17 protein-coding genes, 1 tRNA gene and 1 pseudogene are annotated in these 23,936 nt (G+C 73.1%); 11 read left to right on the plus strand and 8 right to left on the minus strand.

Going from position 1 to position 23,936, the window contains the following annotated elements; genetic code table 11:
- The first annotated feature begins 69 nt into the window (after window positions 1-69).
- Genes ABZ861_RS29365 through ABZ861_RS29380 form a run of 4 tightly spaced genes read left to right on the plus strand, consistent with a single transcriptional unit; the run spans window position 70 to window position 8,340 of the window.
- Window positions 70-1,800 carry an N-6 DNA methylase gene (locus tag ABZ861_RS29365; RefSeq protein ID WP_361636338.1) on the plus strand — a complete coding sequence of 577 codons (1,731 nt, stop codon included), beginning with the start codon at window positions 70-72 and terminating at the stop codon, window positions 1,798-1,800.
- Window positions 1,797-3,827: a class I SAM-dependent DNA methyltransferase gene (locus tag ABZ861_RS29370; protein WP_361636341.1), complete on the plus strand. Its 2,031-nt coding sequence runs from the start codon at window positions 1,797-1,799 to the stop codon at window positions 3,825-3,827. The genes ABZ861_RS29365 and ABZ861_RS29370 overlap by 4 nt, the downstream gene beginning before the upstream one ends.
- Entirely contained in the window at window positions 3,824-5,089 is a 1,266-nt protein-coding gene (locus ABZ861_RS29375) for a restriction endonuclease subunit S (protein WP_361636343.1), read from the plus strand. Before ABZ861_RS29370 ends, ABZ861_RS29375 begins: the two co-directional genes overlap by 4 nt.
- 11 nt (window positions 5,090-5,100) lie before the next feature.
- The gene (locus ABZ861_RS29380; RefSeq protein WP_361636346.1) at window positions 5,101-8,340 is read left to right on the plus strand and encodes a DEAD/DEAH box helicase family protein; all 3,240 of its coding nucleotides are present in this window, start codon (window positions 5,101-5,103) and stop codon (window positions 8,338-8,340) included.
- 106 nt (window positions 8,341-8,446) lie between these two features.
- Here the strand turns inward: ABZ861_RS29380 and ABZ861_RS29385 are convergent, their stop codons facing one another.
- Window positions 8,447-9,421, minus strand: coding sequence for a Dyp-type peroxidase (locus ABZ861_RS29385; RefSeq protein ID WP_361636348.1), 975 nt, complete (start codon window positions 9,419-9,421; stop codon window positions 8,447-8,449).
- Between the two features lie 227 nt (window positions 9,422-9,648).
- On the opposite strand from ABZ861_RS29385, the gene ABZ861_RS29390 reads away from it, so the two are divergent.
- Entirely contained in the window at window positions 9,649-12,306 is a 2,658-nt protein-coding gene (locus ABZ861_RS29390) for an excinuclease ABC subunit UvrA (protein WP_361636351.1), read from the plus strand.
- A 222-nt stretch (window positions 12,307-12,528) separates the two neighbouring features.
- Here ABZ861_RS29390 and ABZ861_RS29395 read toward each other — a convergent pair whose 3' ends face one another.
- Both ABZ861_RS29395 and ABZ861_RS29400 read right to left on the minus strand, forming a co-directional pair.
- On the minus strand, window positions 12,529-13,065 hold the full coding sequence (locus ABZ861_RS29395) for an NUDIX hydrolase family protein (protein WP_361636354.1): 537 nt from the start codon (window positions 13,063-13,065) through the stop codon (window positions 12,529-12,531).
- A 303-nt stretch (window positions 13,066-13,368) separates the two neighbouring features.
- On the minus strand, window positions 13,369-13,890 hold the full coding sequence (locus ABZ861_RS29400; RefSeq protein WP_361636357.1) for an endonuclease: 522 nt from the start codon (window positions 13,888-13,890) through the stop codon (window positions 13,369-13,371).
- Between the two features lie 229 nt (window positions 13,891-14,119).
- Between ABZ861_RS29400 and ABZ861_RS29405 the strand changes: the two genes are divergently transcribed.
- A complete protein-coding gene (locus ABZ861_RS29405) occupies window positions 14,120-15,307 on the plus strand; it encodes a thiolase family protein (RefSeq protein WP_361636360.1) in 1,188 nt (395 codons plus the stop codon).
- Window positions 15,308-15,395: 88 nt separating this feature from the next.
- Here the strand turns inward: ABZ861_RS29405 and ABZ861_RS29410 are convergent, their stop codons facing one another.
- On the minus strand, window positions 15,396-15,551 hold the full coding sequence (locus tag ABZ861_RS29410; RefSeq protein WP_361636363.1) for a hypothetical protein: 156 nt from the start codon (window positions 15,549-15,551) through the stop codon (window positions 15,396-15,398).
- Between the two features lie 213 nt (window positions 15,552-15,764).
- Here ABZ861_RS29410 and ABZ861_RS29415 point away from each other — a divergent pair, with 213 nt between their 5' ends.
- A complete protein-coding gene (locus ABZ861_RS29415; RefSeq protein ID WP_361636366.1) occupies window positions 15,765-16,832 on the plus strand; it encodes a serine/threonine-protein kinase in 1,068 nt (355 codons plus the stop codon).
- A gap of 178 nt (window positions 16,833-17,010) precedes the next feature.
- Here ABZ861_RS29415 and ABZ861_RS29420 read toward each other — a convergent pair whose 3' ends face one another.
- Window positions 17,011-18,078: a galactosyldiacylglycerol synthase gene (locus ABZ861_RS29420; protein WP_361636369.1), complete on the minus strand. Its 1,068-nt coding sequence runs from the start codon at window positions 18,076-18,078 to the stop codon at window positions 17,011-17,013.
- 293 nt (window positions 18,079-18,371) lie between these two features.
- On the opposite strand from ABZ861_RS29420, the gene ABZ861_RS29425 reads away from it, so the two are divergent.
- The 3 genes from ABZ861_RS29425 (at window position 18,372) to ABZ861_RS29435 (ending at window position 21,484) form a co-directional block, all read left to right on the plus strand.
- Window positions 18,372-19,226 carry an SDR family NAD(P)-dependent oxidoreductase gene (locus ABZ861_RS29425; protein WP_361636372.1) on the plus strand — a complete coding sequence of 285 codons (855 nt, stop codon included), beginning with the start codon at window positions 18,372-18,374 and terminating at the stop codon, window positions 19,224-19,226.
- A gap of 204 nt (window positions 19,227-19,430) precedes the next feature.
- A complete protein-coding gene (locus ABZ861_RS29430; RefSeq protein ID WP_361636375.1) occupies window positions 19,431-20,222 on the plus strand; it encodes a polysaccharide deacetylase family protein in 792 nt (263 codons plus the stop codon).
- A 509-nt stretch (window positions 20,223-20,731) separates the two neighbouring features.
- Entirely contained in the window at window positions 20,732-21,484 is a 753-nt protein-coding gene (locus ABZ861_RS29435) for a cobalt-precorrin-6A reductase (protein ID WP_361636377.1), read from the plus strand.
- A 122-nt stretch (window positions 21,485-21,606) separates the two neighbouring features.
- Here ABZ861_RS29435 and cobF read toward each other — a convergent pair whose 3' ends face one another.
- Window positions 21,607-22,377: a precorrin-6A synthase (deacetylating) gene (cobF, locus tag ABZ861_RS29440; RefSeq protein WP_361636380.1), complete on the minus strand. Its 771-nt coding sequence runs from the start codon at window positions 22,375-22,377 to the stop codon at window positions 21,607-21,609.
- Window positions 22,378-22,543: 166 nt separating this feature from the next.
- Window positions 22,544-23,068, minus strand: a complete 525-nt coding sequence (locus tag ABZ861_RS29445) for a DUF309 domain-containing protein (protein ID WP_361636382.1) — start codon at window positions 23,066-23,068, stop codon at window positions 22,544-22,546.
- Between the two features lie 112 nt (window positions 23,069-23,180).
- Here ABZ861_RS29445 and ABZ861_RS29450 point away from each other — a divergent pair.
- Window positions 23,181-23,254: transfer RNA gene (locus tag ABZ861_RS29450), tRNA-Pro, on the plus strand.
- A gap of 100 nt (window positions 23,255-23,354) precedes the next feature.
- Here ABZ861_RS29450 and ABZ861_RS29455 read toward each other — a convergent pair.
- Window positions 23,355-23,840 (minus strand): annotated as a pseudogene (locus tag ABZ861_RS29455) (tyrosine-type recombinase/integrase); the annotation flags it as partial.
- Window positions 23,841-23,936 lie beyond the last annotated feature (96 nt).

Raw genomic sequence — 23,936 nt, forward strand, 5'->3', positions numbered from 1 at the left:
CAACGGGATGTAACTTGGACTGACCGTGTCGCTGGTGTACGGTCGCCCCATGACCGCAGAAGTCGCCCCATGACCGCAGAAGACGAGGCGCCGGGCGCCGCGGTGACCGCTGCGGAGATCGCGCGCATGGCGGGCGTGACGCGCGCCGCGGTGTCCAACTGGCGTAGGCGCCGTCCGGACTTCCCCGCGCCCGTCGGCGGCACCTCGGCCAGCCCCCTGTTCTCGCTCACCGAGGCACGGAAGTGGCTCGACGGGCAGCGTGACGGGCGGGAGGTCGGCGAGGAGGTCCGGCTCTGGCAGGCGCTGCGCGGCGCCTACGGCGAGGACATGGTCAGGGCGCTGGCCGCCGTCGGGGACCATCTCCGGGGCGACGAGGAAGGGCTGACCGACCAGGCCGCCCGCGCGGCGGTGGCCGGGCTGCTCGTCGACCGGAAGCCCACCGAGGTGATGGACGCTCTGGTCGCCCGGCTGCTGGAGTCCACCGCGCGCGCCGCGTTGGACGGCGCCTCGACGTCGCGGCTGGCTCGCGCCGTCCGGGAGTTCGCCGGTGAGACCTCTGGCGCCGTCTTCGACCCGGCGTGCGGCATGGGTTCGCTCCTCGTCGCGGTGGGCGGTGCTGCGGTCGGGCGCAGGCTGGGGCAGGACACGCACGGGGACGCGGCGCGCGTGGCCCGGGTGCGCGCGGCCCTGGCCGCTGCCGGGCCGGCGGCGCCGGTTCAGGTCGTGGCGGGCGACGCGCTGCGCGCCGACGCCTTCCCGGATCTCCGCGCGGACCTGGTCGTGTGCGAGCCGCCGACCGCCGTGGCCGACTGGGGCCGCGAGGAGTTGCTCGTCGATCCGCGCTGGGAGGCGGGCGTGCCCTCGCGCGGGGAGAGCGAACTCGCCTGGCTTCAGCACTGCTACCACCACACGGCGCCCGGCGGGCGGGCCGTGGTGGTCCTGCCCGCGTCGGTCGCCCACCGTCGCTCCGGGCGCAGAATCCGGGCGGAGTTGCTGCGTCGCGGCTGCGTCGCCGCGGTGGTGGCCCTGCCGCCGGGCCTTGCCGCCAGTCACGCGCTTCCGCTGCACCTGTGGCTGCTCAGCCGCCCCTCGGGCCCTGGGCGGGCGGCGGGGACCGTACGCATGGTGGACCTCAGCGCCAACAGCCCGGACGGACCGTGGGAACCCCAGTCGCACCAGGAAGCGCGGGTGCCGCTGATCGACCTGCTGGACGACGAGGTGGACCTCACGCCCGGCCGCCACGTACGCGAGCCGGAACCCGACTACGCGGTGGAGTACGCCAAACTGCGTGCGGATCTCGACACGCGCCTGAGCCGCCTGCGGGCGCTGCTTCCCGAACTGCCCCCGCGTGGCCGGGCCGACGGCTTGGACGACGGCGTCCCGGTCGCGGTGAGCGATCTGCTGGCCGCCGGCCTGGTCAGCCTGGACGGCGACGAACTCACCTCCGTCAGCGACCAGTTGGACCCCGACTACGTACGCGGATTCGCCGGCAGTGCGGCGAACGCCCGTCGTGGCACGTCTTCTTCGGGTACGTTCCGAGCCGACGTGCGGGCGGCGCGGCTGCCCCGCATGGATGTGGAGCGACAGCACCGCTACGGCGACGCCTTCCGCTCGTTGGGGGCCTTCGAGCGCGAACTCGCCGAACTCGCCAGGACGGGCGAACGGGCTGCGCGGCTCGCCCGCGACGGCCTCACCGGCGGCGCGCTCGATCCGCCGACCCGTGACGGCGGCGACGCCGAGCACCGAGGCAGGACGGCCGACGGAGACGCCGCAGTAGGGCGAGAGGACAGGACGCTTTGAGCACGAACCAGGAACTGGCCGACTTCATCTGGTCGGTGGCCGATCTGCTGCGCGGTGACTACAAGCGGTCGGAGTACGGAAAGGTCATCCTGCCGCTGACGGTGCTGCGCAGGCTGGACTGCGTCATGGCCCCGACCCGCCAGGCGGTGTGGGACCGGGCGGCCTCCTACACGGGGGAGAACAAGGACGGACTGCTGCTGGCGGCCTCCCAGCTCAAGTTCTACAACCTGTCCGAGCAGACCTTCGACACCGTCAGCAGCGACGCGGCCAACGTGGCGAAGAACCTCAAGGACTACATCCGGGGGTTCTCCTCGGAGGCCACCGAGATCATCAACCGCTACGAGTTCCACCTCCAGATCGACCGTCTGGACAACGCCGACCTGCTCTACCAGGTGGTGCGGAAGTTCGCCGGGCTGGATCTGAGCTTCGCCGCCGTGGACAACCACGCCATGGGCTACGTCTTCGAGGAGCTGATCCGGAAGTTCGCGGACGCCTCCAACGAGACGGCCGGTGAGCACTTCACGCCGCGCGAGGTCATCGAGCTGATGGTCGAGCTGCTGCTCGCCCCGGACGACGACCGGCTGACCAAGAAGGGCCAGGTCGTCAAGATCCTCGACCCGGCCTGCGGCACCGGCGGCATGCTCTCGGCGGCCGAGGAGCACATCCGCAGGCTGAACCCGGGCGTGCGCGTCAATCTGTTCGGACAGGAGCTGAACGCCGAGTCGTACGCGATCTGCCGCTCCGACATGCTGCTGAAGGGCCATGCCGCCAGGAACATCCGCTTCGGCAACTCCTTCAGCCAGGACGGCCACGACGGCGAGACCTTCGACTACATGCTCGCCAACCCGCCCTTCGGCGTGGAGTGGAAGAAGGTCGAGAAGGCCGTCCGCCACGAGCACGAGGACCGGGGATACGACGGCCGCTTCGGCGCCGGCCTGCCCCGGATCAACGACGGCTCGCTGCTCTTCCTACAGCACATGATGAGCAAGATGCAGCCGCTCAGGAAGGACGCGGCGGGCGACGAGGTCGGCGGCGCCCGCCTGGCCGTCGTCTTCAACGGCTCCCCGCTGTTCACCGGCGGCGCCGGGTCGGGCGAGTCGGAGATCCGCCGGTGGATCATCGAGCACGACTGCCTGGAGGCGATCGTCGCCCTCCCGGACCAGCTCTACTACAACACGGGCATCTCCACGTACTTCTGGATCGTCACCAACCGCAAGCCCGCTGATCGCAAGGGCCGCGTGATCCTGCTCGACGCCCGCGACCAGTGGACCAAGATGCGCAAGTCCCTCGGTGAGAAGCGCAAGGAGATCACGCGGGCGCAGATCGGCGCCATCTGCGCGGCCTACCGCGATGCGCTGAGCGTCGTCGGCGACGAGACCCATCCAGAGCACGGGCGGGTGAAGGTCTTCGCCAACCGGGACTTCGGCTACCAGCGCATCACCGTGGACCGGCCGCTCAGGCTCCGCTTCGAGCTGACCGAGGACGGCCTCGCCCAGCTCGGCGCGTCGGCCGCCGTGAAGAAGGCGGCCGGAGGCGAGGCGGCGGTCGAACTGCTGCTGGCCGCGCTCAAGCCGCTGCTCGGTTCGCGGTGGTCGTCCAAGGCCGAGGCGTGGGACGCCCTGCGCACGGCGACGGCGGCCGGCGGCGTGCTGTGGCCCTCCGCAGCGCCCTTCCAGAAGGCCCTGCGCGATGCCGTGGGCGTGACCGACCCGAAGGGCGAGGTCCAGCTCGTCAAGGGCGCACCCGAGCCGGACCCCGATCTGCGCGACAACGAGAACGTCCCGCTCGGCGAGGACATCGACGAGTACTTCGCCCGAGAGGTGCTGCCGCACACCCCGGACGCCTGGATCGCGCACACCCGCAATCCCAAGACGAAGGGGACGGAACGGTACAAGGTAGGGTACGAGATTCCTCTCACTCGTCACTTCTACGTCTATACGCCGCCGAGACCGCTGGCGGAGATCGACGCGGAACTGAAGTCGCTGGAGTCGGAGATCCAGGAACTGCTGGGGGAGGTGGCGGGGTGACTTCCTCTCGCCTCAAGGACATCGCCCGCATCAACTCCCGGACCCTTTCCGAGAGGACTGACGCGGACTATCGCTTTCGGTACATCGACATCGGCTCGGTCGACGAGTGGGGCAAGGTAAGCATCCCGAAGGAAGAGACGGAGTTCGCGCACGCGCCCTCGCGGGCCAGGCGTCTCGCTCCGGCGGGATCCGTGGTCGTTTCGACGGTCCGGACGTACCTGAAAGCCATCGCCGCAGTGCCGCAGAGCGACGATCCGTTGGTCTTCTCCACAGGATTCGCGGTGCTGGAGGCGACGGACAAGGTCGATCAACGCTATCTGGCCTATTACTGCCGGTCGCAGCCGTTCATCGAAGCCGTCGTCTCCCGCTCCGTCGGTGTGAGTTATCCGGCCATCAGCCCGAGTGACATCGGAAACCTTCCGGTGGTGCTGCCCCCGATGGAGGAACAGCGCCGCATCGCCGCGTTCCTCGATGCCGAGACCGCTCGTATCGACAGGTTGAGAACCCTTCGACAGCGACAGAGGGAGCTTCTGGTCTCCTACCGGGATCAGAGGATCCGGCATGCGATCACCGGGAGTGCCGGTGCTGTCGACGACGGAAAGCGGGTGCCGTGGCTGGGCCCGATTCCGTCAGGGTGGCCGGTGGTCAACGTCAACCGTGTCGGGACCTTCCATATGGGCACCACGTTTCCGCACGAGTTCCAGGGCGCCGACAGCGGAGACTTCCCCTTCGTCAAGGTCGCGGACTTCTCGGCGGCCGACGATCTGGGGCGCGTCGAAAGCGCCGCCAACTGGGTCACCAAGGAAACTGCTTCCACGCTGGGCGCCCGCATCATTCCACGGGAATCGGTCCTGTACGCCCGGGTCGGCGCCGCACTGCTGCTGAACCAGCGACGCATCGCGACGCGCGACTGCATCATCGACGACAATGTGCGCGCGATTCACTTCTCCTCCGGTGCGTCGCGTTTCTGGCTGCACCTGCTTTCCCTGCTTGACCTCGGACACATCTCCAATCCCGGACCCGTTCCTTCGGTGAGTGAGACACAGATGGCTTCGGTCCGGGTTCCGGTGCCCGGCGACGAAGAGCAAAGACGCATCGCGGACGACGTCGATGAGATCGTTCTCCGTGTGAAGCGCCTCCAGCGTTGTCTTGACCAGCAGCTCGCGCTCCTCGCCGAGCGTCGGCAGGCGCTGATCACCGCCGCCGTCACCGGCCTGCTCGACGTCACCACCGCCCGCCCGGCGCACGATCGCGGCCTCTGAGGGGGATGCAGATGAACGACGTCCGCGTGTACACCGAGAAGGCGTTCGAGGACGCCGTCGAGGCGGCGCTGCTGCGCGGCGGCTGGCGGCGCGGGCTGTCGCACACCTACGAGCACGCTCTCGGCATCGACCCCTCCGAGCTGGCCGAGTTCCTCGAAGCGTCGCAGAACGACGCGTGGCTGGCGCTCCAGGCCGCCTACGGCGAGGACGAGGAGCGAGCCCTCGCCCGGTTCGCGAAGCGCGTGGCGCGGGAGATCGACTCGCGCGGACTGCTGGACGTGTTGCGCCGGGGCGTGAACGACCGGAACATCAAGATTCAGCTCGCGTACTTCCGTCCCGCGCACACCCTCGCCGCGGACGCCTTGGCCGAGTACGACGCCAACCGACTCGTCTTCGTGCGCCAGTTCCACTACTCCGCCGCGCGCCCGGCCGACACCCTCGACATCGCGTTCTTCCTCAACGGACTCCCCATCGCCTCGGTGGAGCTGAAGAACGGACTGACGCGGCAGACCGTCGAGGACGCCAAGCGGCAGTACCGCCGCGACCGCGACCCGAAGGAGCTGTTCTTCGCCAAACGCAGCCTGGTCCACTTCGCGGTCGATCCGACGCTGGCGTTCCTGACGACCCGCCTGGCCGGAGACGCCACCCGCTTCCTCCCCTTCAACACCGGCTCCGGCGGCCCCGGCCGGATCGGCGGCGCGGGCAACGTCCCCGCCCCGACTGACGGGAGGTACCCCACCTCCTACCTCTTCGACGAAGTGTGGGCCCGGGACGACTGGTTGGAGCTGTTGCAGCGGTTCCTGCACGTGGAGGACGCCGCCGCGAAGGCCGGCCGGGCGCCGTCCCACAAGCCGGGCAGCGCGCACACCCAGCCGTTGATCTTCCCCCGGTTCCATCAGTGGGACGCGGTGCGCAAGCTCGTCGCGCACGCCGCCCGCCACGGGGCGGGGGAGAACTACCTGATCCAGCACTCCGCCGGCTCGGGCAAGTCCCACACCATCGCCTGGCTCGCGCACCACCTGTCCAGCCTGCACACCTCCCACGACCCCGGGCAGCTCGCGCCCGCCGCGCTCGCCTCCGGTCTGGGGGCGAACAAGCTGGTCTTCGACAAGGTCGTCGTCATCACCGACCGGCGAGTGCTGGACAAGCAACTCCAGGACACCGTCCACCAGTTCGACCACAAGGCCGGCGTGGTCGTGCGGATCGACGAGAACTCCCAGCAGCTCGCGGACGCGCTGACCGGGCCGACGGCGCAGATCGTGATCACCACGGTGCAGAAGTTCCCCTTCGTCCTGGACAAGGTCGCGGGGCTGGGCGGCCGGCGCTACGCGGTGATCATCGACGAGGCGCACTCCTCGCAGGGCGGGGAGAGCGCGGCGGCGCTGAAGAAGGCGCTGGGACGTCTCGGCTCGGACGCGGTGAACCCCGTGAACTCCGTAGAGGGGGACGGCGATCCGCTGACGGCCGCGGCCCTGGCGCGGGGCCAGCAGCCGAACCTGTCCTTCTTCGCGTTCACGGCCACCCCCAAGGCGAAGACGATCGACCTCTTCGGCACCCCTCACGCCCATCCCGGGTCGGGGGAGCAGGAGAAGGGGCCGTTCCACGTCTACTCGATGCGGCAGGCCGTCGAAGAGGGCTTCATCCTGGACGTGCTCGGCAACTACATCACCTACGCCACCTACTTCAAGCTCCAGGAGGCCGCCGCCGACGAGGCGGAGCAGCAGGTGGACCCGCGCAAGGCCCGCTCCAAGCTGGTGCGGGCCGCGCTGATGTCGGAGGCGTCGATGGCGTCCCGCGCGAAGATCATCGTCGACCACTTCCGCGCGCACTCCAGCCCGCGCCTCGGCGGCCGGGCCAAGGCGATGGTCGTCACCTCCGGCCGCGACCACGCCGTACGGCTCTACCAGGCCATGCGGGCCTACATCGACGAGCGGGGCTTCACCGACTGCGGCGCCCTGGTCGCGTTCTCCGGCGCGCTGACCCTCGACGGCATCGAGTACACCGAGGCCAAGCTCAACGGCTTCCCCGAACGCGAGCTTCCGGCGCGTTTCGGCTACACCCGCGCGGACGACCCGAACCCGCCCTCCGTGCCCAAGCCCGAGCACCGCATCCTCGTCGTCGCCGAGAAGTACCAGACCGGTTTCGACCAGCCGCTGCTGACCACCATGTACGTGGACAAGATCCTCGTGAAGCTGGCCGCGGTGCAGACCCTTTCCCGGCTCAACCGCACCCACCGGCTCAAGACCGCCGAGGACCTGTTCATCCTCGACTTCGCCAACCGGCCCGAGGACGTCGAGCACGCCTTCCAGCAGTACTACGAGGCGTCGGTCACCGAACCCACCGACCCCAACCTGCTGTTCGACCGGGAACGCGAGGTGATGGCCTATCAGCTCTTGGCGGAAGCCGAGATGGACGCCTTCGTCACCGCGTACTTCGCGGCCTTCCAGGGCGGTACGGCCGCCGACACCGCCGTCATGACGGCCCACGCCCGCCTTTACGGCCACTTGCAGCCCGCACTGGACCGGTTCAACGCCCTCAACGCCGCCGAACCGGACACCGCCGCCGAGTTCCGCCGCGCTCTGGACGCCTACACCAGGGCGTACGGCTGGCTCTCCCACGTCATCGGATTCGAGAACCTCGAACTGGAACGGCTCTACCAGTACGGACGCTTCCTGCTGCGCCGCCTGCCCGCCCCCGCCCGCAGCGCCGGCGCCGACATAGGGACGGCCGCACCGACTCACCTGCGCATCGCCCAGACGGGCGCCCCGGAGCTGCGCCTGGAGGCAGCGGGCGCGCAGGTACTGCCTGGCCTGGCGCCCGAGGCGGCCGGAGCTGTGGCCGAGGCCGAGGAGACGTCGCTGGCCGAGGTGATCCGGTCCGTCAACCACGAGTACGGGACTGGGCTCTCCACCGCCGACCAGATCCTGCTCGGTCAACTCGTGGTGGCGGTCAGCGAGGACCCCGAACTCCGGTCTATCGCCCTGCACCAGGACCAGGACGTCTTCGGCGGGGAACTGGAGAAGGACCTCGACCGCCTCGTCATCGGCCAGGCGGCCTCCAACGACGCCCTGATGGTCCGGTACTTCGACGACTCCGACGTCAACCGCCTGTTCAAGCAGGTCGCGACCCAGCAGGCGTACCAGCTCATCCGCCGCCCGGTCCGACGCGAGGCCGAGCGCCTGGCCGCCGAGCAGCGGGCCGCCGAACTCAAGTCGTCGGGAAGCCGGAGGGCGCAACCGCCGACCGCGTAGCCGGTGCTCTGCGGCACGGCAGGCAAGAGGCCGGTCTGACGCCCGGGGAACGCGGCGGCTGTTCCCCGCCTCCGCAGCCGTCCGGGCCGCCCGGTCCCGGGCGCGCTCAGTCCTCCAGATCCGTGAGGAACTGGCGGGCCGGGGCGAAGAACGTCACGCCGGTGACGGCCCGGGAGAAGTCGAGGATGCGGTCGTGCAGCGGGGGCGGGTCCCCGACGAACATCCGCTCCAGCATCTTCTCGGTGACCCACAGATGCCGCGAGTAGCCGATGAAGTACGTGCCGTACTCGCCTCGCCCCGGCGTCGCGAACGGCATGTTGTCGCGCAGGATGTCGTGCTCGCCCTCGGCGTCCTCGATGGTGCACAGCGTCTTGTGCGACTTCTGGCCCTCGGCGGCGTCCGGCAGTTCGACGTTGTCGAACTTGGTGCGCCCCATGATGGCCTCCTGCGTCTCGGTGGTCTGGGCGCGCCAGTCCGCGAGGTCGTGCAGGTACTTCTGGATCACGACGTAGCTGCCGCCGGCGTAGGCCGGGTCCTCTTCGCCGACGACGGTGGACTCGGGCAGGTGGAGGCCGTTGGGGTTGGCCGTGCCGTCGGCGAACTCCAGCAGGTCGCGCCCGTCGAAGTAACGGAAGCCGGCCGTGTCGTCCACCGCGGTCACGCAGTCACCGAACGCGTCGAGCAGGATCTTCTCGAACTCCACGACCAGATCCGCCGACCCGGCCCTGATGTGGTAAAGCAGATCGCCGGGGGTGGCGACCGCGGTGTGCCGGGCGCCGCGGATCTCCTGGAACGGCCTCAGCTCCTTGGGGAGCGGCTTCCCGGTCAGCGGCGCCCAGGCGTGGTGCGAGATGCCGACGTTGCAGGTGAAGGTGCCGCTGCCGTCGCGGACGAGGAGGTCCTTGATCAGGTCGCCGGTGCTGGCGACCACGGACCGGGCGGTCGACATCGCCTCCTCGCCGCCGCCGATGACCAGCACCAGGAAGGCGGCCGCCATGGTCAGCGGCGCGTCGATGTACTGCGGCTCGGTGTCGGCCGCGCGCTGCTCCGCGGCGGCCGACTGTGCGGCAGCGTGGTCCATGACCCCTCCCGGTCGGCGCCGGACGTGTACCCGTGGGCTGCCGCCTAGGCGGTAACCCGGCCCCACCAGCATCTTGCACCGCAGCACTGTCCGCCACCTCCACCGTCCGTCGCCGGTACAGCCACCTCCACCGCCCCTCGCCGGTCCAGCCACCTCCACCGCCCCTCGCCGGTCCAGCGGCGACCCCGCCGACGGCGCGTGTCCGGCGGCCGGGTTACGTTGCGGGCATGGCACCACTCGCACCACCGGCGTCTTCGCGCGGCGGATCCTCGGACGCCGGTCACGACGGACTGATCCGGGTCCGGGGCGCCGCGGAGCACAACCTGCGGCACGTCGACGTGGACGTGCCGCGCGACCAGGTCGTCGCCTTCACCGGGGTGTCGGGGTCCGGCAAGTCCTCGCTGGCCTTCGCGACCATCTACGCCGAGGCGCAGCAGCGCTACCTGGAGTCCGTCGCGCCCTACGCCCGGCGGCTGATCGACCAGGGGGCGGCGCCCCGGGTCGGTGAGATCACCGGGCTGCCGCCAGCCGTGGCGCTGCGGCAGCAGCACAGCGGCGGCAGCACGCGCTCGACGGTGGGCACGGTCAGCCGGGTCTCGAACGTCCTGCGCATGCTGTACTCCCGCGCCGGCACGTACCCGGCCGGCCGGACGCCCCGGGATCTCGCCGGGACGTTCCCCCGGGACGCCGCGCCGCTGGACTCGGACAGCTTCTCGCCGAACACGGCGGTCGGCGCCTGCCCGACCTGCTCCGGCTTGGGCCGCCTGCACACCGTCGACGACGCCAAGCTCGTCGGCGACGACTCCCTGAGCATCCGGGAGGGCGCCGTCGCCGCGTGGCCGGGGGCCTGGCAGGGCAAGAACTACCGCGACATCCTCGCCACGCTGGGCATCGACGTGGACGCCCCGCTGCGCGCGCTGCCCGCGGCCGAGCGCGAGTGGCTGCTGACCACCGACGAGCAGCCCACCGTCACGGTCCACCCCGTCCGCGAGCCGCACCGCGTCGCACGCTCCTACCAAGGCACCTACATGAGCCCCCGCACATGGGTGACGCACACCTTCGCCACCTCCAAGGCGGCGCACCTGCGGGCGAAGGCCGCCTCCTTCATGACCGAGCAGACCTGCCCGACCTGCCGCGGCAGGCGGCTCAACCCGCGGGCGCTGGAGGTGACCGTCGCCGGGCAGGACATCTCGGTCGCCGCGTCGATGCCCCTGACGCAGCTCGCGGACTTCCTGCGGGCGGCGCGCGACCACCCCGACACCGCGGCGCTGCCCGCCGAGCGGCGGCAGGCCGCGAACGCGCTGATCTCCGGCCTCCTCGACCAGCTCGGCACGCTCGTCGACCTGGGCCTCGGCTACCTCGCGACGGGACGGGCGACCTCGACCCTCTCCAGCGGCGAACTCCAGCGGCTGCACCTGGCCACCCAGCTCCGCAGCGGCCTGTTCGGCGTGCTGTACGTCCTGGACGAGCCCTCGGCCGGTCTGCACGCCGCCGACACGGAGCTTCTGCTCGCCGCCCTGCGACGGCTGCGCGGCGCCGGGAACAGCGTCTTCGTGGTGGAGCACAACGCGCAGGTCCTCCGATCGGCCGACTGGATCGTCGACATGGGACCGGGCGCCGGCCGGCACGGCGGACAGATCCTGTACGACGGCCCCGCCGACCGGCTGCGCACCGCGCCGGACTCGGTGACCGCGCGGTACCTGAGCCCGGCCGCACCCGCCGCCCCCGGCCCCGACCAGCCCCGGCGGCCGCGGGGGTGGCTGCGCCTGTACGGCGTCACCGGCCACAACCTCCGTGACCTGGACGCGCGCTTCCCCCTCGGCACGCTGACCGCGGTCACCGGCGTCTCCGGGTCGGGGAAGTCGACGCTGGTACGGCGTGCCCTGGCCGACACGGTCCGCGACCGTCTGCACGCCGACGGGGCCGAGCAGGACCAGGCCCGCGACCCGGCGCCGGTGCGGGACGCCGACGAGGAGCGAGACGGGACGCCTGTCGGGGACCTCGCCGAGGACCGGGTGACGGTGCGCTCCAGCACTGGACTCGACGACGTCGACCGCCTGGTGGTCGTGGACCAGAAACCCATCGGCCGCACCCCGCGCTCGAACCTCGCCACCTACACCGGCCTGTTCGACAGCGTCCGCAAGCTGTTCGCCGCCCAGCCGACCGCGCGGGAACTCGGTTACACCGCCAGCCGTTTCTCCTTCAATGTGGCGCAGGGCCGCTGCCCGCACTGCCTGGGCGACGGAGTCGTGAGCGTCGAGCTGCTGTTCCTGCCCACCGAGACCGCCCCCTGCCCGGTCTGCGACGGCGCCCGCTACAACCCCGGCACGCTCACGGTGCGCTACCGCGGCAAGACCATCGCCGACGTGCTCGCGATGAGCGTGGAGGAAGCCCACGACTTCCTGCGCGACGTGCAGCCCGCCGAGCGCGTCCTCAAGCTGCTGGCGGACATCGGACTCGGTTACCTGACGCTGGGGCAGAGCGCCACCACCCTGTCCGGCGGCGAGGCCCAGCGCATCAAGCTGGTGAGCGAACTGCACCGCGCGCCGCGCGGCCACACCCTCTACCTGCTCGACGAGCCCACCAGCGGGCTGCATCCCGCCGACGTCGACCTCCTCGTCGGACAGCTCCAGCGCCTGGTGGACGCGGGGAACACCGTCGTCGTGGTCGAACACGACCTGCGCACCGTCGCCGCCGCGGACTGGGTCGTCGACCTCGGTCCGGGCGCCGGCGACGAGGGCGGCCGTGTCGTCGCCGAGGGCCGCCCGCACGACGTCGCCCACGAGGGCGGCGCCCCGACCGCCGATCACCTGCGCCGCCATCTGGCGACGCGGACGCGGCGGCGGCCGACCGGCGGGGAAGACGGCGGGGAAGGGAGCGTGTAAGGCGGCGTTGACATCGCTTAGGGGCTCTGTCTATTTGTCGCTATTCGTCGGCATTCTCGATGATGGTGGCCAGCGTGAAAGTGGCCGTGGTCGCGAGGCGGCAGGACGACCGCAAGCGCGGCCGCCAGGGCGACTGCCGACTCCTGACACGGAACCCCGAGAACCGCGCCACCGGGTGGGCGCCACGCATCACGTGGCGCCCACCCGGGTTGGTGACCGGGCTCAGTACACGTAACCCACGTGCGCCAGCGCCTGCTTGAGCAACACCCCGTGCCCGCCCGGCATCTCGCTCTGGAGCGCCGGGGACGCCGCCTCCTGCGGACTGAACCAGACCAGGTCCAGGGCGTCCTGGCGCGGCCGGCAGTCGCCGGCGACCGGGACGATGTACGCCAGCGACACCGCGTGCTGGCGCGAGTCGTGGTACGGCGTGATGCCGGCCGTCGGAAAGTACTCGGCGACGGTGAACGGTTGCAGGGACGCGGGCACGCGGGGCAGCGCCACCGGGCCGAGGTCCTTCTCCAGATGGCGCAGCAGGGCGTCCCGCACGCGCTCGTGGTGCAGCACCCGGCCGGAGACCAGGGTGCGGCTGACCGTTCCGTCCGGTCCGATGCGCAGCAGCAGGCCGATGCTGGTCACTTCGCCGCTGTCGTCTACGCGCACGGGCACGGCTTCGACGTAGAGGATCGGCATGCGCGCGCGGGCCGCCTCCAGCTCGTCCGTGGTGAGCCAACCGGGCGTGGTCTCGGTCATGTCAGACATTGTTTGATCATACTTTCAGTGGTTCCTGATGGCATCGAAGCCGCACGAGGTGCGCACGCGCGTGTGGCGGCCCGCACCGGTGTGCGCACCCGCGCACCGCCGTTCCGCCGGACGGCCCGCGGCCGCGACTCCGGCCCGCGTCCGCGCCCGCCGCCCGTCTCGTGGGTCGATTCGGCCGAACGGGCCGCCGCCCTGGCCTGGGGGAGCGGGCTAGGGGCCCGGGGGAGCGGGCTAGGGGCCCGGCGGACGCCCGACGAGTGCCGGACCGGCATGACGTCGGCCCGGACCGCGCCCCCGGGTGGCTCAGTCCACGTCGTCGGCCACGTCCTTGTCCAGCGCGGCGCGCACCAGCGCCGCCGCCAGCACCGCCGGGTCGGTGTCACCGGCCAGCTCGACCAGCCGGTCGGGGTCCTCGGGCAGGCCCAGGCGGCGCGTTCCGGACAGCGCCTTGGCGTCCGGGTACGGGGCCGCTTTGGGCCGCACGCGCTGCGCCTCGCGCAGGAAGACGTCCGCCCCGGCCGGTCCCAGGCCCGGCGCCTCCTGGAGCAGGTCGCGCAGCGCGGCGACGTCGCCGTCGGCCTCCCGGCGCAGACGGCGCAGGTCGCCGCCCCAGCGCTCGGCGACCAGCTCGGCGCCGTCGCCCAGTCGGGTCGCCGTGCGCTCGTCGTAGCGGCGGTATCCGCCGCGGCCCAGCGCGTCGACCCGTTCCTGCCACTCGGCCTCCATCATGCGGCGCGGGTCCCGCAGCCCCGCAGCCGCCGGCTCGCGGGCCGCGGCGACGGCGACCGAGCCGCGGATCCGGGCGCTGAGCAGAACCGCGAGCACACCGCCGGGCGCCCGTCAGCCGCCCAGAACCCGGTTGTGTGCGGGGCCGGTCGTGCGCGGGTCCGCTCCCGGCCCGGTGCCGGTTCCGCCGCGGGGCGCCCTTCCGGCGGCGCCGACGAGGAGCGCACGGCGCTGGCGGGAGAGCTTCCCACTGGGCCGGGCCGCGGTCTATAGTCCTAAACTAGCGGTGCTAATTAATGGCCCGAGCGGCCGTGTGAGGAGTCCTGTCGTGCGCCCCGTCCACTTCGCGGCCGCCCGCCGCACCCCGATCGGCAAGCTGCGCGGAGCCCTGTCCGGAGTGCGTCCCGACGACCTGGCCGCGACCGTGATCCGTGCCCTCGTCGCCGACGCGCCCGCGCTCGACCCGGCCCGCATCGACGACGTCTACTGGGGCGCCGCCAACCAGGCGGGCGAGGACAACCGGAACGTCGCCCGGATGGCCGCCCTGCTCGCCGGACTCCCCGACACCGTGCCCGGCGCCACGGTCAACCGGCTGTGCGCCTCCGGGCTGGAGGCCGTCACCGCCGCCGCCCGCACCATCGCCGCCGGTGAGGCCGACGTCGTGCTCGCCGGGGGATCGGAGTCGATGAGCCGCGCCCCCTTCGTGTTGCCCCGCCCGGACGAGGCGCTGCCGCACCGCATAGAGACGTACGACACCCGGCTCGGCTGGCGCCTGGTCAACCCGGCGATGAAGGAGCTGCACGGTCTGCTGTCCATGGGGGAGACCGCCGAGGAGGTCGCCGCCCGCTGCGGCATCGCCCGCGAACGCCAGGACGAGTTCGCCCTGCGCAGCCATCGGCTGGCCGCACGGGCTCGCGAGGACGGCCACTTCGCCAGCGAACTCCTGCCCGTCGAGCTGCCGGACGGCACGGTCGTCGACGCCGACGAGTGCGTCCGCGAGGACACCTCCTACGACCGGCTGTCCCGGCTCAAGCCGGTCTTCCGCCAGGGCGGCACGGTCACCGCGGGCAACGCCTCCCCGATGAACGACGGCGCCGCCGGCCTCCTGCTGGTCAGCGAGGACGCCCTGAACGACCTCGGCCTGGAGTCCCTGGGCCGCTACGCCGCGGGGGCCAGCGCGGGCGTCCACCCCGACGTCATGGGCCTCGGGCCCGTCCCCGCCACCCGCAAGGCGCTGGGCCGCCTGGGCTGGGACGTCAGGGACGTCGAGGAGGCCGAGTTCAACGAGGCGTTCGCGGCGCAGGCCCTCGCCTGCATGGACCAGCTCGGCATCGACGAGGACCTGGTCAACCCGAGCGGCGGCGCCATCGCCCTCGGTCATCCGCTCGGCTGCTCCGGCGCCCGCATCCTCACCACGCTGCTGCACCGCATGCGCCGCACCGGCGCGTCCCGCGGCCTCGCCACGATGTGCGTGGGCGTGGGACAGGGCAGCGCCGTGCTGGTCGAGCGGGGCTGAGGAAGACAGCCTCCGGCTAGCCGGCTAGTGCTGTGGCCGGAAAGGTCCGCCGGGCGTCGCGAGCCGGTGAACCTGTCCGGTCACAGCATTAGGAGGCCGCGCGGGCCAGGGCGGCGCGCAGACGGTCGTAGCGCTGGACGTGCGCCCAATCGTTGGTGCGGCGGCGTCTGCTTACGACACAGCCCCAGAGGCTCGCCATCATCCCGGTCGCCATCGGGATGAGCAGCCACGTCAGTGGGTCCAAGGTCGTCCTCCCTGCCCTGAGCGGATCCGTGGGTAAGGTGACCATGGCATAAATCTTCAGTTGTCCATATTTGCGCTCGGAGCGATTCTCGGCTTTTCACTCGTAGGGGTGTGGAAACGGCGCCGGTCGTCGGCGGGTCAAGTGATCGTTAGGATGGGCCGGTTGCGGGGGGCGGCTTACGCGGATTCTTCGGGGACAAAGGACGGTCTACGGGTGCTGGTGGCGGATCGGTACCGGCTGGACGCGGTCATCGGGCGGGGCGGCATGGGCGAGGTCTGGCGCGCCCACGACGAGGTGCTCGGGCGGCCGGTCGCGGTCAAACTGCTGTTGAACGACACGGCGGACGCCTCCGCCGAGGCGCGGTTCCGGCTGGAGGCGCAGACCTCGGCCCGGCTGCACCACCCGCACGTGGTGGGCACGCTCGACTTCGGGGCCCGGGACGGGCGCTGCTTCCTCGTCATGGAACTGATCGACGGCGACAGCCTCGCCGGGGAACTCGCCTCCGGAGGGCCGCTCGCGCCGGAACGGCTGGCCCAGGTGGCGCAGCAGGCGGCCGAGGGCCTGGCCGCCGCGCACGCGCAGGGCATCGTGCACCGGGACATCAAGCCCGGCAACCTGCTCAGCGACCGCGCCGGCGTCATACGGATAGGCGACTTCGGCATCGCGCGGTTCGTCGACGACCCGTCGGCCGGGCTCACCACGACCGGCCAAATCGTCGGCACCGGACTGTACTTGGCGCCCGAGCGCGCCATCGGCACCCCGGCGAGCGCGGCCTCCGACCTGTACTCGCTGGGCTGCGTGCTCTACCAACTGGCCGTCGGCCGACCGCCGTTCGAGTCGCAGACGGCGACCATGCTGCTCTACCAGCACGTCGACGCCGTACCGGTGCCGCCGCACCAGCGGGGCGCCGCGCTGCCGCCCGCCTTCGAGGCGTACCTGCTGAGCATGCTCGCCAAGCGCCCCGAGGAGCGGCCCACGGCCCGGCAGGCGGCGGACTGGTTCCGCAGCGGCGCCTGGCGCGGCGCCCCGGCGCCGCTGCCGCCCGAGCAGCGCGGCGCCCGCCCCGCGCTCCACCCGGCCTCCGACGCCCTCCCGGCCCCCCGGCCCCGGCACGGCGCCGCGAGCACGGCGGCGCCGGTCCTCGACAGCGGCTGGAACACCACTGTCCACCGCGTCCCGCCCCGCCGCACCGGCCTGCGCGGCGACTCCCGACTGATCGTCCTCGTGGGCGGCGCCGTGCTGTTCGTGACGGCGCTGCTCCTCGGCATGGCGCTGTTCTAGGGCTGCGGCCGGAGTGGTTCTGGGGCTGCGGCCGGAAGGCGTGCCGGGCGTCGCGAGCCGGTGAACCTCCACGGCCACAGCGTTAGCCAGGGCGATGGCCCGACCCGGCCCTCCGTCGGACGGCCGGGGTCCCCCGACCGGTCGTCGGCGCCCCGCCCTCAGCGTCGGCGCCCCGCCCTCAGCCTCGGCGTTCCGCGCACAGCTCCGTGATCGCCTCCAGCGCGGCGTCGCCGCGGAAGAGCGCGCGCCCGGCGGTGATCCGGTGCTCCCGCTCGGGGCCCGGCCTGGTGAGCCGGGCCAGGGACAGCAGCAGTGCGGCCTCGTCCCGCGCCTGGTCGGACACGCCCAGGGACGCCATCCGGCGCACGCCCTCCGCCCCGTGTCCGGGCAGCGGCCGGTACCCGACGACCGGCAGTCCGGCGGCCAGGGCCTGGACGGCGGTCTGGCCCGCCGCGTTGTCCACCAGCGCGTCGCACGCGTGCAGCAGCCCCGGCATGTCGTCCACCCAGTCAGGGACGAGGATCCCGGGCACGCGCGACAGGGAGCGCCGCAGCCGCTCGTTGCGCCCGCACAGGACGACGGGCATATAGCCGCGGGCGGCGAGCAGCCGGGCCGTACTCTCCAGCCGCGCCCCCGCTCCCCACGCGCCCGCCGACACCAGGACGGCGGGCCGTTCGAGCTCGTGCCGCTCGAACCGGCGCCGCCACCGGGTCGCCGTAGGGCCCCCGGAGAGGAAGGCGGGATCCGTCATCGGCCCGACGACCCGCGCCGGGCGGCCCAGACCCCGGCGCACCTCGCGGGCCGTCTCGTCGGTCAGGCACAGGTGCAGATCGTTGCCCGGGTGCAGCCACTGCCGGTGCACGGCGAAGTCGACGACGACCACCGCGCTCGGCACGCGCAACACGCCCCGCTCGCGCAGACGGCCGGTGAGCTGCGCCGCCAGATGGAAGACGGGCACGACCGCGTCGGCCCGCGTCTCGCGCACCAGCTCCATCAGGCGGCCGGCCGCCAGTCGCGCGAGCGGGGCGCCGCTCGGTCGCGGCTGGGGGCCGGGCCGCAGGAACAGGTCGTAGATGCCCGCGTAGACCCACGGGCAGTGCCGGACGGCCCCTTGGTAGAAGCCGCGCAGCCCGGCCCCCAGGCCGTACGGCAGCAGCGCCAGCACGTCGACGACGTACGCCTGCTGCCCGGCGGCGCGGGCGCGCCGGGCCAGTTCGGCGGCCACCGTGTCGTGGCCCGAGCCCATGCTCGCGCTGACGACGAGCAGCCGACCGGCGCCCGACGGCAGGCGGGGACCCGGGCCGGCGGTGGGCGCGCGGCCGGTCAGAGGCCCCCGAGCGGCGGACAAAGGTGGCGGATCGGGCGATTCGGACGACACTGGAAGTGAATAACCCTCACTCACCGCAGCCAAACGACCGGGCGCGCCGCGTCCGCCCCCCATGGGCCCGGCCGCCGGACCAATGCCCCCGGCGTGGCCCGTCCCGGACCGCCGGGACCGCACCGCCGGTCCCGGTTCCCGACGACCCAGAGGTGCACCCGATGTCCTCAGCCCCTTCCCGCGTCCGGTCCGGCTCCGGGGCTCCCGCCGGCGCGGTCGAGGCTCAGGCGGCGGACGGCGCCGGGCGTCCACGCGGCGCCGGGCCGCCGCCGGGCGGGGGCGCGCTGGTGACCGGCGCCTCGTCCGGGATCGGCGCGGCCGTGGCCCGGCGGCTCGCCGCCGAGGGCGGCTGGCGCCTGGTGCTCAACGGACGGGACCGCACGCGCCTGGAAGAGGTCGCGCGCGGCACCTCGGCCGTCGCCTATCCGGCCGATCTCTGCGGACCCGGCGCCGAGCGGCGGCTCGCCGAGTTCGCGCTGAACAGCGTCGGTCCCGTCGATCTGCTGGTGGCGGGCGCGGGCGTCGGCTGGGCCGGACCGTTCGCCACGATGCCGCACCCCGCCATCGACGAGGTGTTCGACGTCAACGTGCTGGCCACCGTGCACCTGGTGCGGTGGCTGCTGCCCCACATGGTGGCGCGCGGAACCGGGCGGGTGGTCATCGTCGGCTCGCTGGCCGGGACGGTCGGCGTACGGGAGGAGGCCGCGTACTCCGCCGCCAAGGCCGCGCTGGGCGCCTTTGCCGAGGCCGTGCGCTACGAACTGCGCGGCACGGGCGTCGGCATCACCCACGTGGTCCCCGGCGTGGTGGACACGCCCTTCTTCGACCGGCGCGGGGTGCCCTACCGGCGTTCACGGCCCCGGCCCGTCCCCGCGAGCCGGGTCGCCGACGCCATCTGGGAGGCGGTCGCGCACGGCCGCGACGAGGTGTACGTGCCCGGCTGGACCCGGCTGCCCGGCCGGGTGCGCGGCGCCGCACCCGGCCTGTACCGGCGCCTGGCCGCGCGGTTCGGATGAGAGGCCCGCACGGTGCGGGGACAGGGACGCGCCGTCCCTCACCCGCACCGCACAAGGGGGGCGTAGGCACCGGTGCGCGCGTATCCCGGCAGGTGGCGACGGAGACGTGAGGACGTGAGGAGGCCGAAAGTGGGATCGACATCCCGGGCGGGAGACGCAGGGGCACGGGCGGGAGCGGGGGCAGGCGGCGGCGTCCTACGCTCCGTGGCAGCGGCTTTCGCGCCTGTGGCCGTCGCCGCCGCGGCGCACGTCGTACCGGCCGCCACCTGGCTGCCCCGACTGCGCACCGTCTGCTGCCCGCGCCTGGCCGGCCTGGGCAGATCCGACCATGTCGCGCTCACCTTCGACGACGGTCCCGACCCCGCCTCCACCCCCCACTTCCTGGACTCCCTCGACCGGCTCGCCGTGCGCGCCACCTTCTTCGTCCTCGGCGAGAGCGCTGCCCGGCACCCGGACCTCACCCGGGAGATCGCGGCGCGCGGACACGAGATCGCCGTGCACGGATGGGTCCACACCCGGCCCTGGCTTCCCGACCCGGCCCGGGACCTGCGGGAGACCGCGCGGGCCGTCCGCGTCGTCCGGGACGTCACGGGCGCCGCGCCGACGTGGTACCGCCCGCCCTACGGCATCCTCACCGGCGGACGCTGGGCCGCCGCCCGGCGGCTCGGGCTGCGCCCGGTGCTGTGGACCGCGTGGGGCCGCGACTGGACGGCGGACGCGACGCCCGCCTCCGTGCGCGCCTGCGTCGCCGCCGACCTGCGCGGCGGCGGCACGATCCTGCTGCACGACTCCGACCGCGCCGCGGCGCCCGGCTGCTGGCGCGCGGCCCTCGGCGCGCTGCCCGGCCTGGTCGCCGCCTGCCGCGACGCCGGATGGCAGACAGGCCCCCTCGGCGAGCACGGAACCGGCCCCGGCAGACCGCGGCGGCGCACCACCGAGACACGGCCTCCCGCGCACCGTGAGGCCGCCGACCGGTCCGCACTCGAATCGACCTGACCGGCGCCCGCGTCCCGCCACCGGACGCCGCCGATACTGCGTCCCGCCGCCACCTGACCCCGCTGACTCCGGGCGCTGCCGACACCGGCCTCTGCCGAGATCTCACACTCCCGGTACCGGACCCTGCCGATACCGTCGCCGCCGACACCGCGTCTCGCCGACACCGCACCCCGCCGTCACCGGCCGCCGCCGGTACCGGCCTCTGCCGAGACCTCACGCCGCCGCACCGGACCCGGCCGACCCCGCACGCCGCCGCACCGGCCGCCGCCAACACCTCACCCCGCCGACACCGCGCACCCCGCCGATACCGGCCGCCGCCGACACGCACCCCGCCGACACCGGCCGCCGCCAGCACCGCACCCCACCAGCACCCCGCCAGCACCGCACCCCACCAGCACCCCGCCAGCACCGCACCCCACCAGCACCTCACCCCGCCGACACCGCGCACCCCGCCGATGACCGGACGCCGCCCACCAGGCCCCCTCGCCGCGCCCCGTAGGCTCTGCCCCATGTCGGCGCACATTCTGGTTCTCGGCGGCACCGCCGAAGCGCGCGAACTGGCCGCGGCGCTCCTGGCCGGCCGCCCCGGCACATGGGTGACCAGCTCGCTCGCGGGACGCGTGACCCGGCCGGGTCCGCTGGAGGGCGAGGTGCGCGTCGGCGGGTTCGGCGGCGCCGAGGGGCTGGCGGCGTGGCTGCGCGAGCACCGTGTGGACGCCGTCGTGGACGCCACCCACCCCTTCGCCGCGTCGATCACCCGCAACGCGGCGCTGGCCGCCACGGCCACCGGCGTGCCCCTGGTGGTCCTGCGCCGCCCCGGCTGGCGCCCCGCGCCCGGGGACCGCTGGCACCGCGTCTCCTCGCCCGCGGACGCGGCGGAGCTGCTGCCCCGGCTGGGCCGCCGGGTCCTGCTCACCACGGGCAGGCTGGGGCTTGCCGCCTACGCCCGTCTCGACGGCCTGCACTTCGTCGTCCGGTCGGTGGAACCGCCCGCACCCCCCACGCCGCCGGACATGGACGTGGTGCTCGCACGCGGGCCGTTCACCGAGTCCGACGAGACGGCCCTGCTCCGTGCGCACCGCATCGACGTGCTGGTGACCAAGGACAGCGGGGGAGCGGCCACCGCCGCCAAGCTCACGGCGGCCCGCCGGCTCGGGCTGCCGGTCGTCGTCCTGCGCCGCCCGCCGCTGCCGGACGGCGTGACGGCGGTCCCGGACCTGCCGTCGGCGTTGCGACGCCTGGACAGTCGCCTCGACGGCTGACCGCAGCGTCGGCCCGCGGCGGCTGACCGGCCGGGCGCCGCCGCGCGTCAGCCGAAACGGTGCTCGGCGCGCCGCCCCGGCAGAAGGTCCCAGCGGGCGGAGGGCGGGGCGGCGGGAGCGGGCTACTCCCTCGGCCGGCGCCGCAGCAGATACGTGTCCATGATCCAGCCCTTGCGCTCGCGGGCCTCGGCGCGCAGCCGTGCGATGCGCGGCGCCGCCTCTGCGATCGGCCCGGAGTCGAGGATCTCGTCCGGGGTGCCCAGGTAGGCGCCCCAGTAGATGTCGATGTCCTGGTCGGCGTACTGCCGGAACACCTGGTGCGCGTCGAGCATCACCACCACGTCGTCGACGCCCTCGGGGAACCCCTCGGCGAGCCGCCGGCCGGTGGTGATCTGCACCGGCCGGGCCACCCGGTTCAGGCCCGTGCGATGCCGGGCCACCAGCGTCGAGACGCTGCTGACGCCCGGCACGACGTCGTAGGCGAACGCCACCGCGCCCCGCGCCAGCACCTCTTCCACGATGCCGAGCGTGCTGTCGTAGAGCGCCGGGTCCCCCCACACCAGGAACGCGCCCGTCTCGTCCTCGCCCAGCTTCCCGGCGATCAGGTTCTCGTAGAGGTCGGCGCGGGCGCTGCGCCAGTCCCCGACGGCCGGTCCGTAGGCGGCGCCGCCCGCCGAACGGTCGCGTTCCGGGTCCCGCGCCTCGACCACGCGGTACGTCCCCTCCGGCAGGTGCGTGCGCAGGATGCCCCGTCGCAGCTCCACCAGGTCCGACTTCACCTCGCCCTTGTCCAGGACGAAGAACACGTCCGTGTCGCGCAGCGCCCGGACCGCCTGGAGAGTGAGCTGGTCGGGGTCGCCCGCGCCGATGCCGATCACATGAATCTTTCGCACGCCCCGAGTCTGCCGCAGGGCGCCGACCCCGCCCCCACCGGCACCGCAGCGGGGGACCGGGCCGCCCGCCCCCACCGGCGCCCCGGCGCGGATCCGAGTCCCGCCCGGCCCCGCCCGCCCCCACCGGCGCCCCGGCGCGGGACCCGCCCGGCCCGGCCCCACCCGTTTACGCCGCGCCGCGCAGCCGAGGCGCCTGCCGAGCGGCGTCCACCGTTCCCGCCGAGCCGTTCTCCACGGCCTCGGCCAGCCGACACGCCCAGGCGAGGAGTCCCCCCGTGTCCAGGCCGTGCGGTCGGCGCGCGCCGGTGTCCGCGCTCCACTCCCGCACCGCCTGAGCCCCGCGCCGCAGCAGCCGGGCGCCGCCGGTGCCGTTGCCGCGCGCCGCGTGCGTGAGCCCGACCGCCATCTGGGCCAGTCCGCGCCACAGTTCGCGTTCCTCCGCCGGGCCGGACTTCCAGGCGTCCTCGAACACCTCGTGCGCGTGGAACGGGCGCCCCGCGTCCAGCAGCGCCTGCGCCTGCGCGACCGTCTCCGGCGGGGTGCGCACCACGCCCTCGGGCTGCCGGGGCACGCCGTCCGCGTCGTAGGGGAGGGGGCGCCCGAGTCCGTCCCGCGGTCGTGCGTTGCGGGCCCGCCCCTCGCTGTCCCGGTCCCGCGCGCCGACCGGCCGTCCGGAGGATGTGCTGCTCATACGCCGATTGTCCCCCTGCTTTCGCCCCGGTCTGCGTCCCTTTCCGCACCGGCGCCGACGTGCGGTAAAGTAGCCTCCGCGCGATCACGCGGACTACCGCGTGCGAGCGCGGCGGGACGTGGCGCAGCTTGGTAGCGCACTTGACTGGGGGTCAAGGGGTCGCAGGTTCAAATCCTGTCGTCCCGACTCGACAGAGTCGCAGATGAGGGGCGGTTTTGGAGGAATCCGAAACCGCCCCTTGATCATTTCTGGGGACCAGTCGGGGACCAGCGGTTCTTGACCGGTGTTAGCGTGTGAGGACAGTCGTCGCGGGAAGGGTGCGTGGGGCGCGTAGCACGCTGAGGTGTGCGGAGAGTGCCGTACCGGCGGCTGTGATCTTGTGGACGTCCGGGTGCAGGTAGCGCTGGGTGGTGGTCAGTGAACCGTGGCCGGCGATCCTGCGCAGGACGTGGATGGGGACTCCGGCGTCCGCGAACCAGGTCAGTCCGGTGTGCCGGAGGTCGTGGCGGCGCAGGTGCTCGTAGCCGAGCTTGGTGACCACGTCGTCCCAGTGTGTGGCGTCGCGCAGGACGGCGGTGGAGATGCTTCCGCCGCGCGGGCCGGTGAACAGGCGGGCATCGGGATTGGGGCCGGCGGACAGGACACGCTGGGCGACGAGAGAGCGGATCTCCTCGACGATGGGAACCTTGCGGGCCCGCTTGCCTTCGGTGTCCTTGTCGGTCAGCCCGCCGGGCGCAGGTGTGGTCTGGCGCCGCACGGTCCAGATCCACTGGACCCTTTCCAACCTGGCCGTTGGATAGGTCCGTTGGGCTGACAGACAGGTGAAGCCCCTGGTAGATGGGTTATCGACCAAGAGAACCGTCTCCAC

Origin of the sequence: Streptomyces sp. NPDC046985, assembly GCF_040644415.1 — a bacterium.
Lineage (GTDB): Bacteria > Actinomycetota > Actinomycetes > Streptomycetales > Streptomycetaceae > Streptomyces.

Bases quoted from the DNA above. Each gene is read 5' to 3' on its own strand.
- ABZ861_RS29435 (WP_361636377.1), top strand. From the start codon at position 20,732: ATGTCGGCGCACATTCTGGTTCTCGGCGGCACCGCCGAAGCGCGCGAA.
- ABZ861_RS29385 (WP_361636348.1), bottom strand. From the start codon at position 9,421: ATGGACCACGCTGCCGCACAGTCGGCCGCCGCGGAGCAGCGCGCGGCC.
- ABZ861_RS29445 (WP_361636382.1), bottom strand. From the start codon at position 23,068: ATGAGCAGCACATCCTCCGGACGGCCGGTCGGCGCGCGGGACCGGGAC.
- ABZ861_RS29425 (WP_361636372.1), top strand. From the start codon at position 18,372: ATGTCCTCAGCCCCTTCCCGCGTCCGGTCCGGCTCCGGGGCTCCCGCC.
- ABZ861_RS29395 (WP_361636354.1), bottom strand. From the start codon at position 13,065: ATGTCTGACATGACCGAGACCACGCCCGGTTGGCTCACCACGGACGAG.
- ABZ861_RS29365 (WP_361636338.1), top strand. From the start codon at position 70: ATGACCGCAGAAGACGAGGCGCCGGGCGCCGCGGTGACCGCTGCGGAG.
- ABZ861_RS29380 (WP_361636346.1), top strand. From the start codon at position 5,101: ATGAACGACGTCCGCGTGTACACCGAGAAGGCGTTCGAGGACGCCGTC.
- ABZ861_RS29420 (WP_361636369.1), bottom strand. From the start codon at position 18,078: ATGGGCTCGGGCCACGACACGGTGGCCGCCGAACTGGCCCGGCGCGCC.
- ABZ861_RS29390 (WP_361636351.1), top strand. From the start codon at position 9,649: ATGGCACCACTCGCACCACCGGCGTCTTCGCGCGGCGGATCCTCGGAC.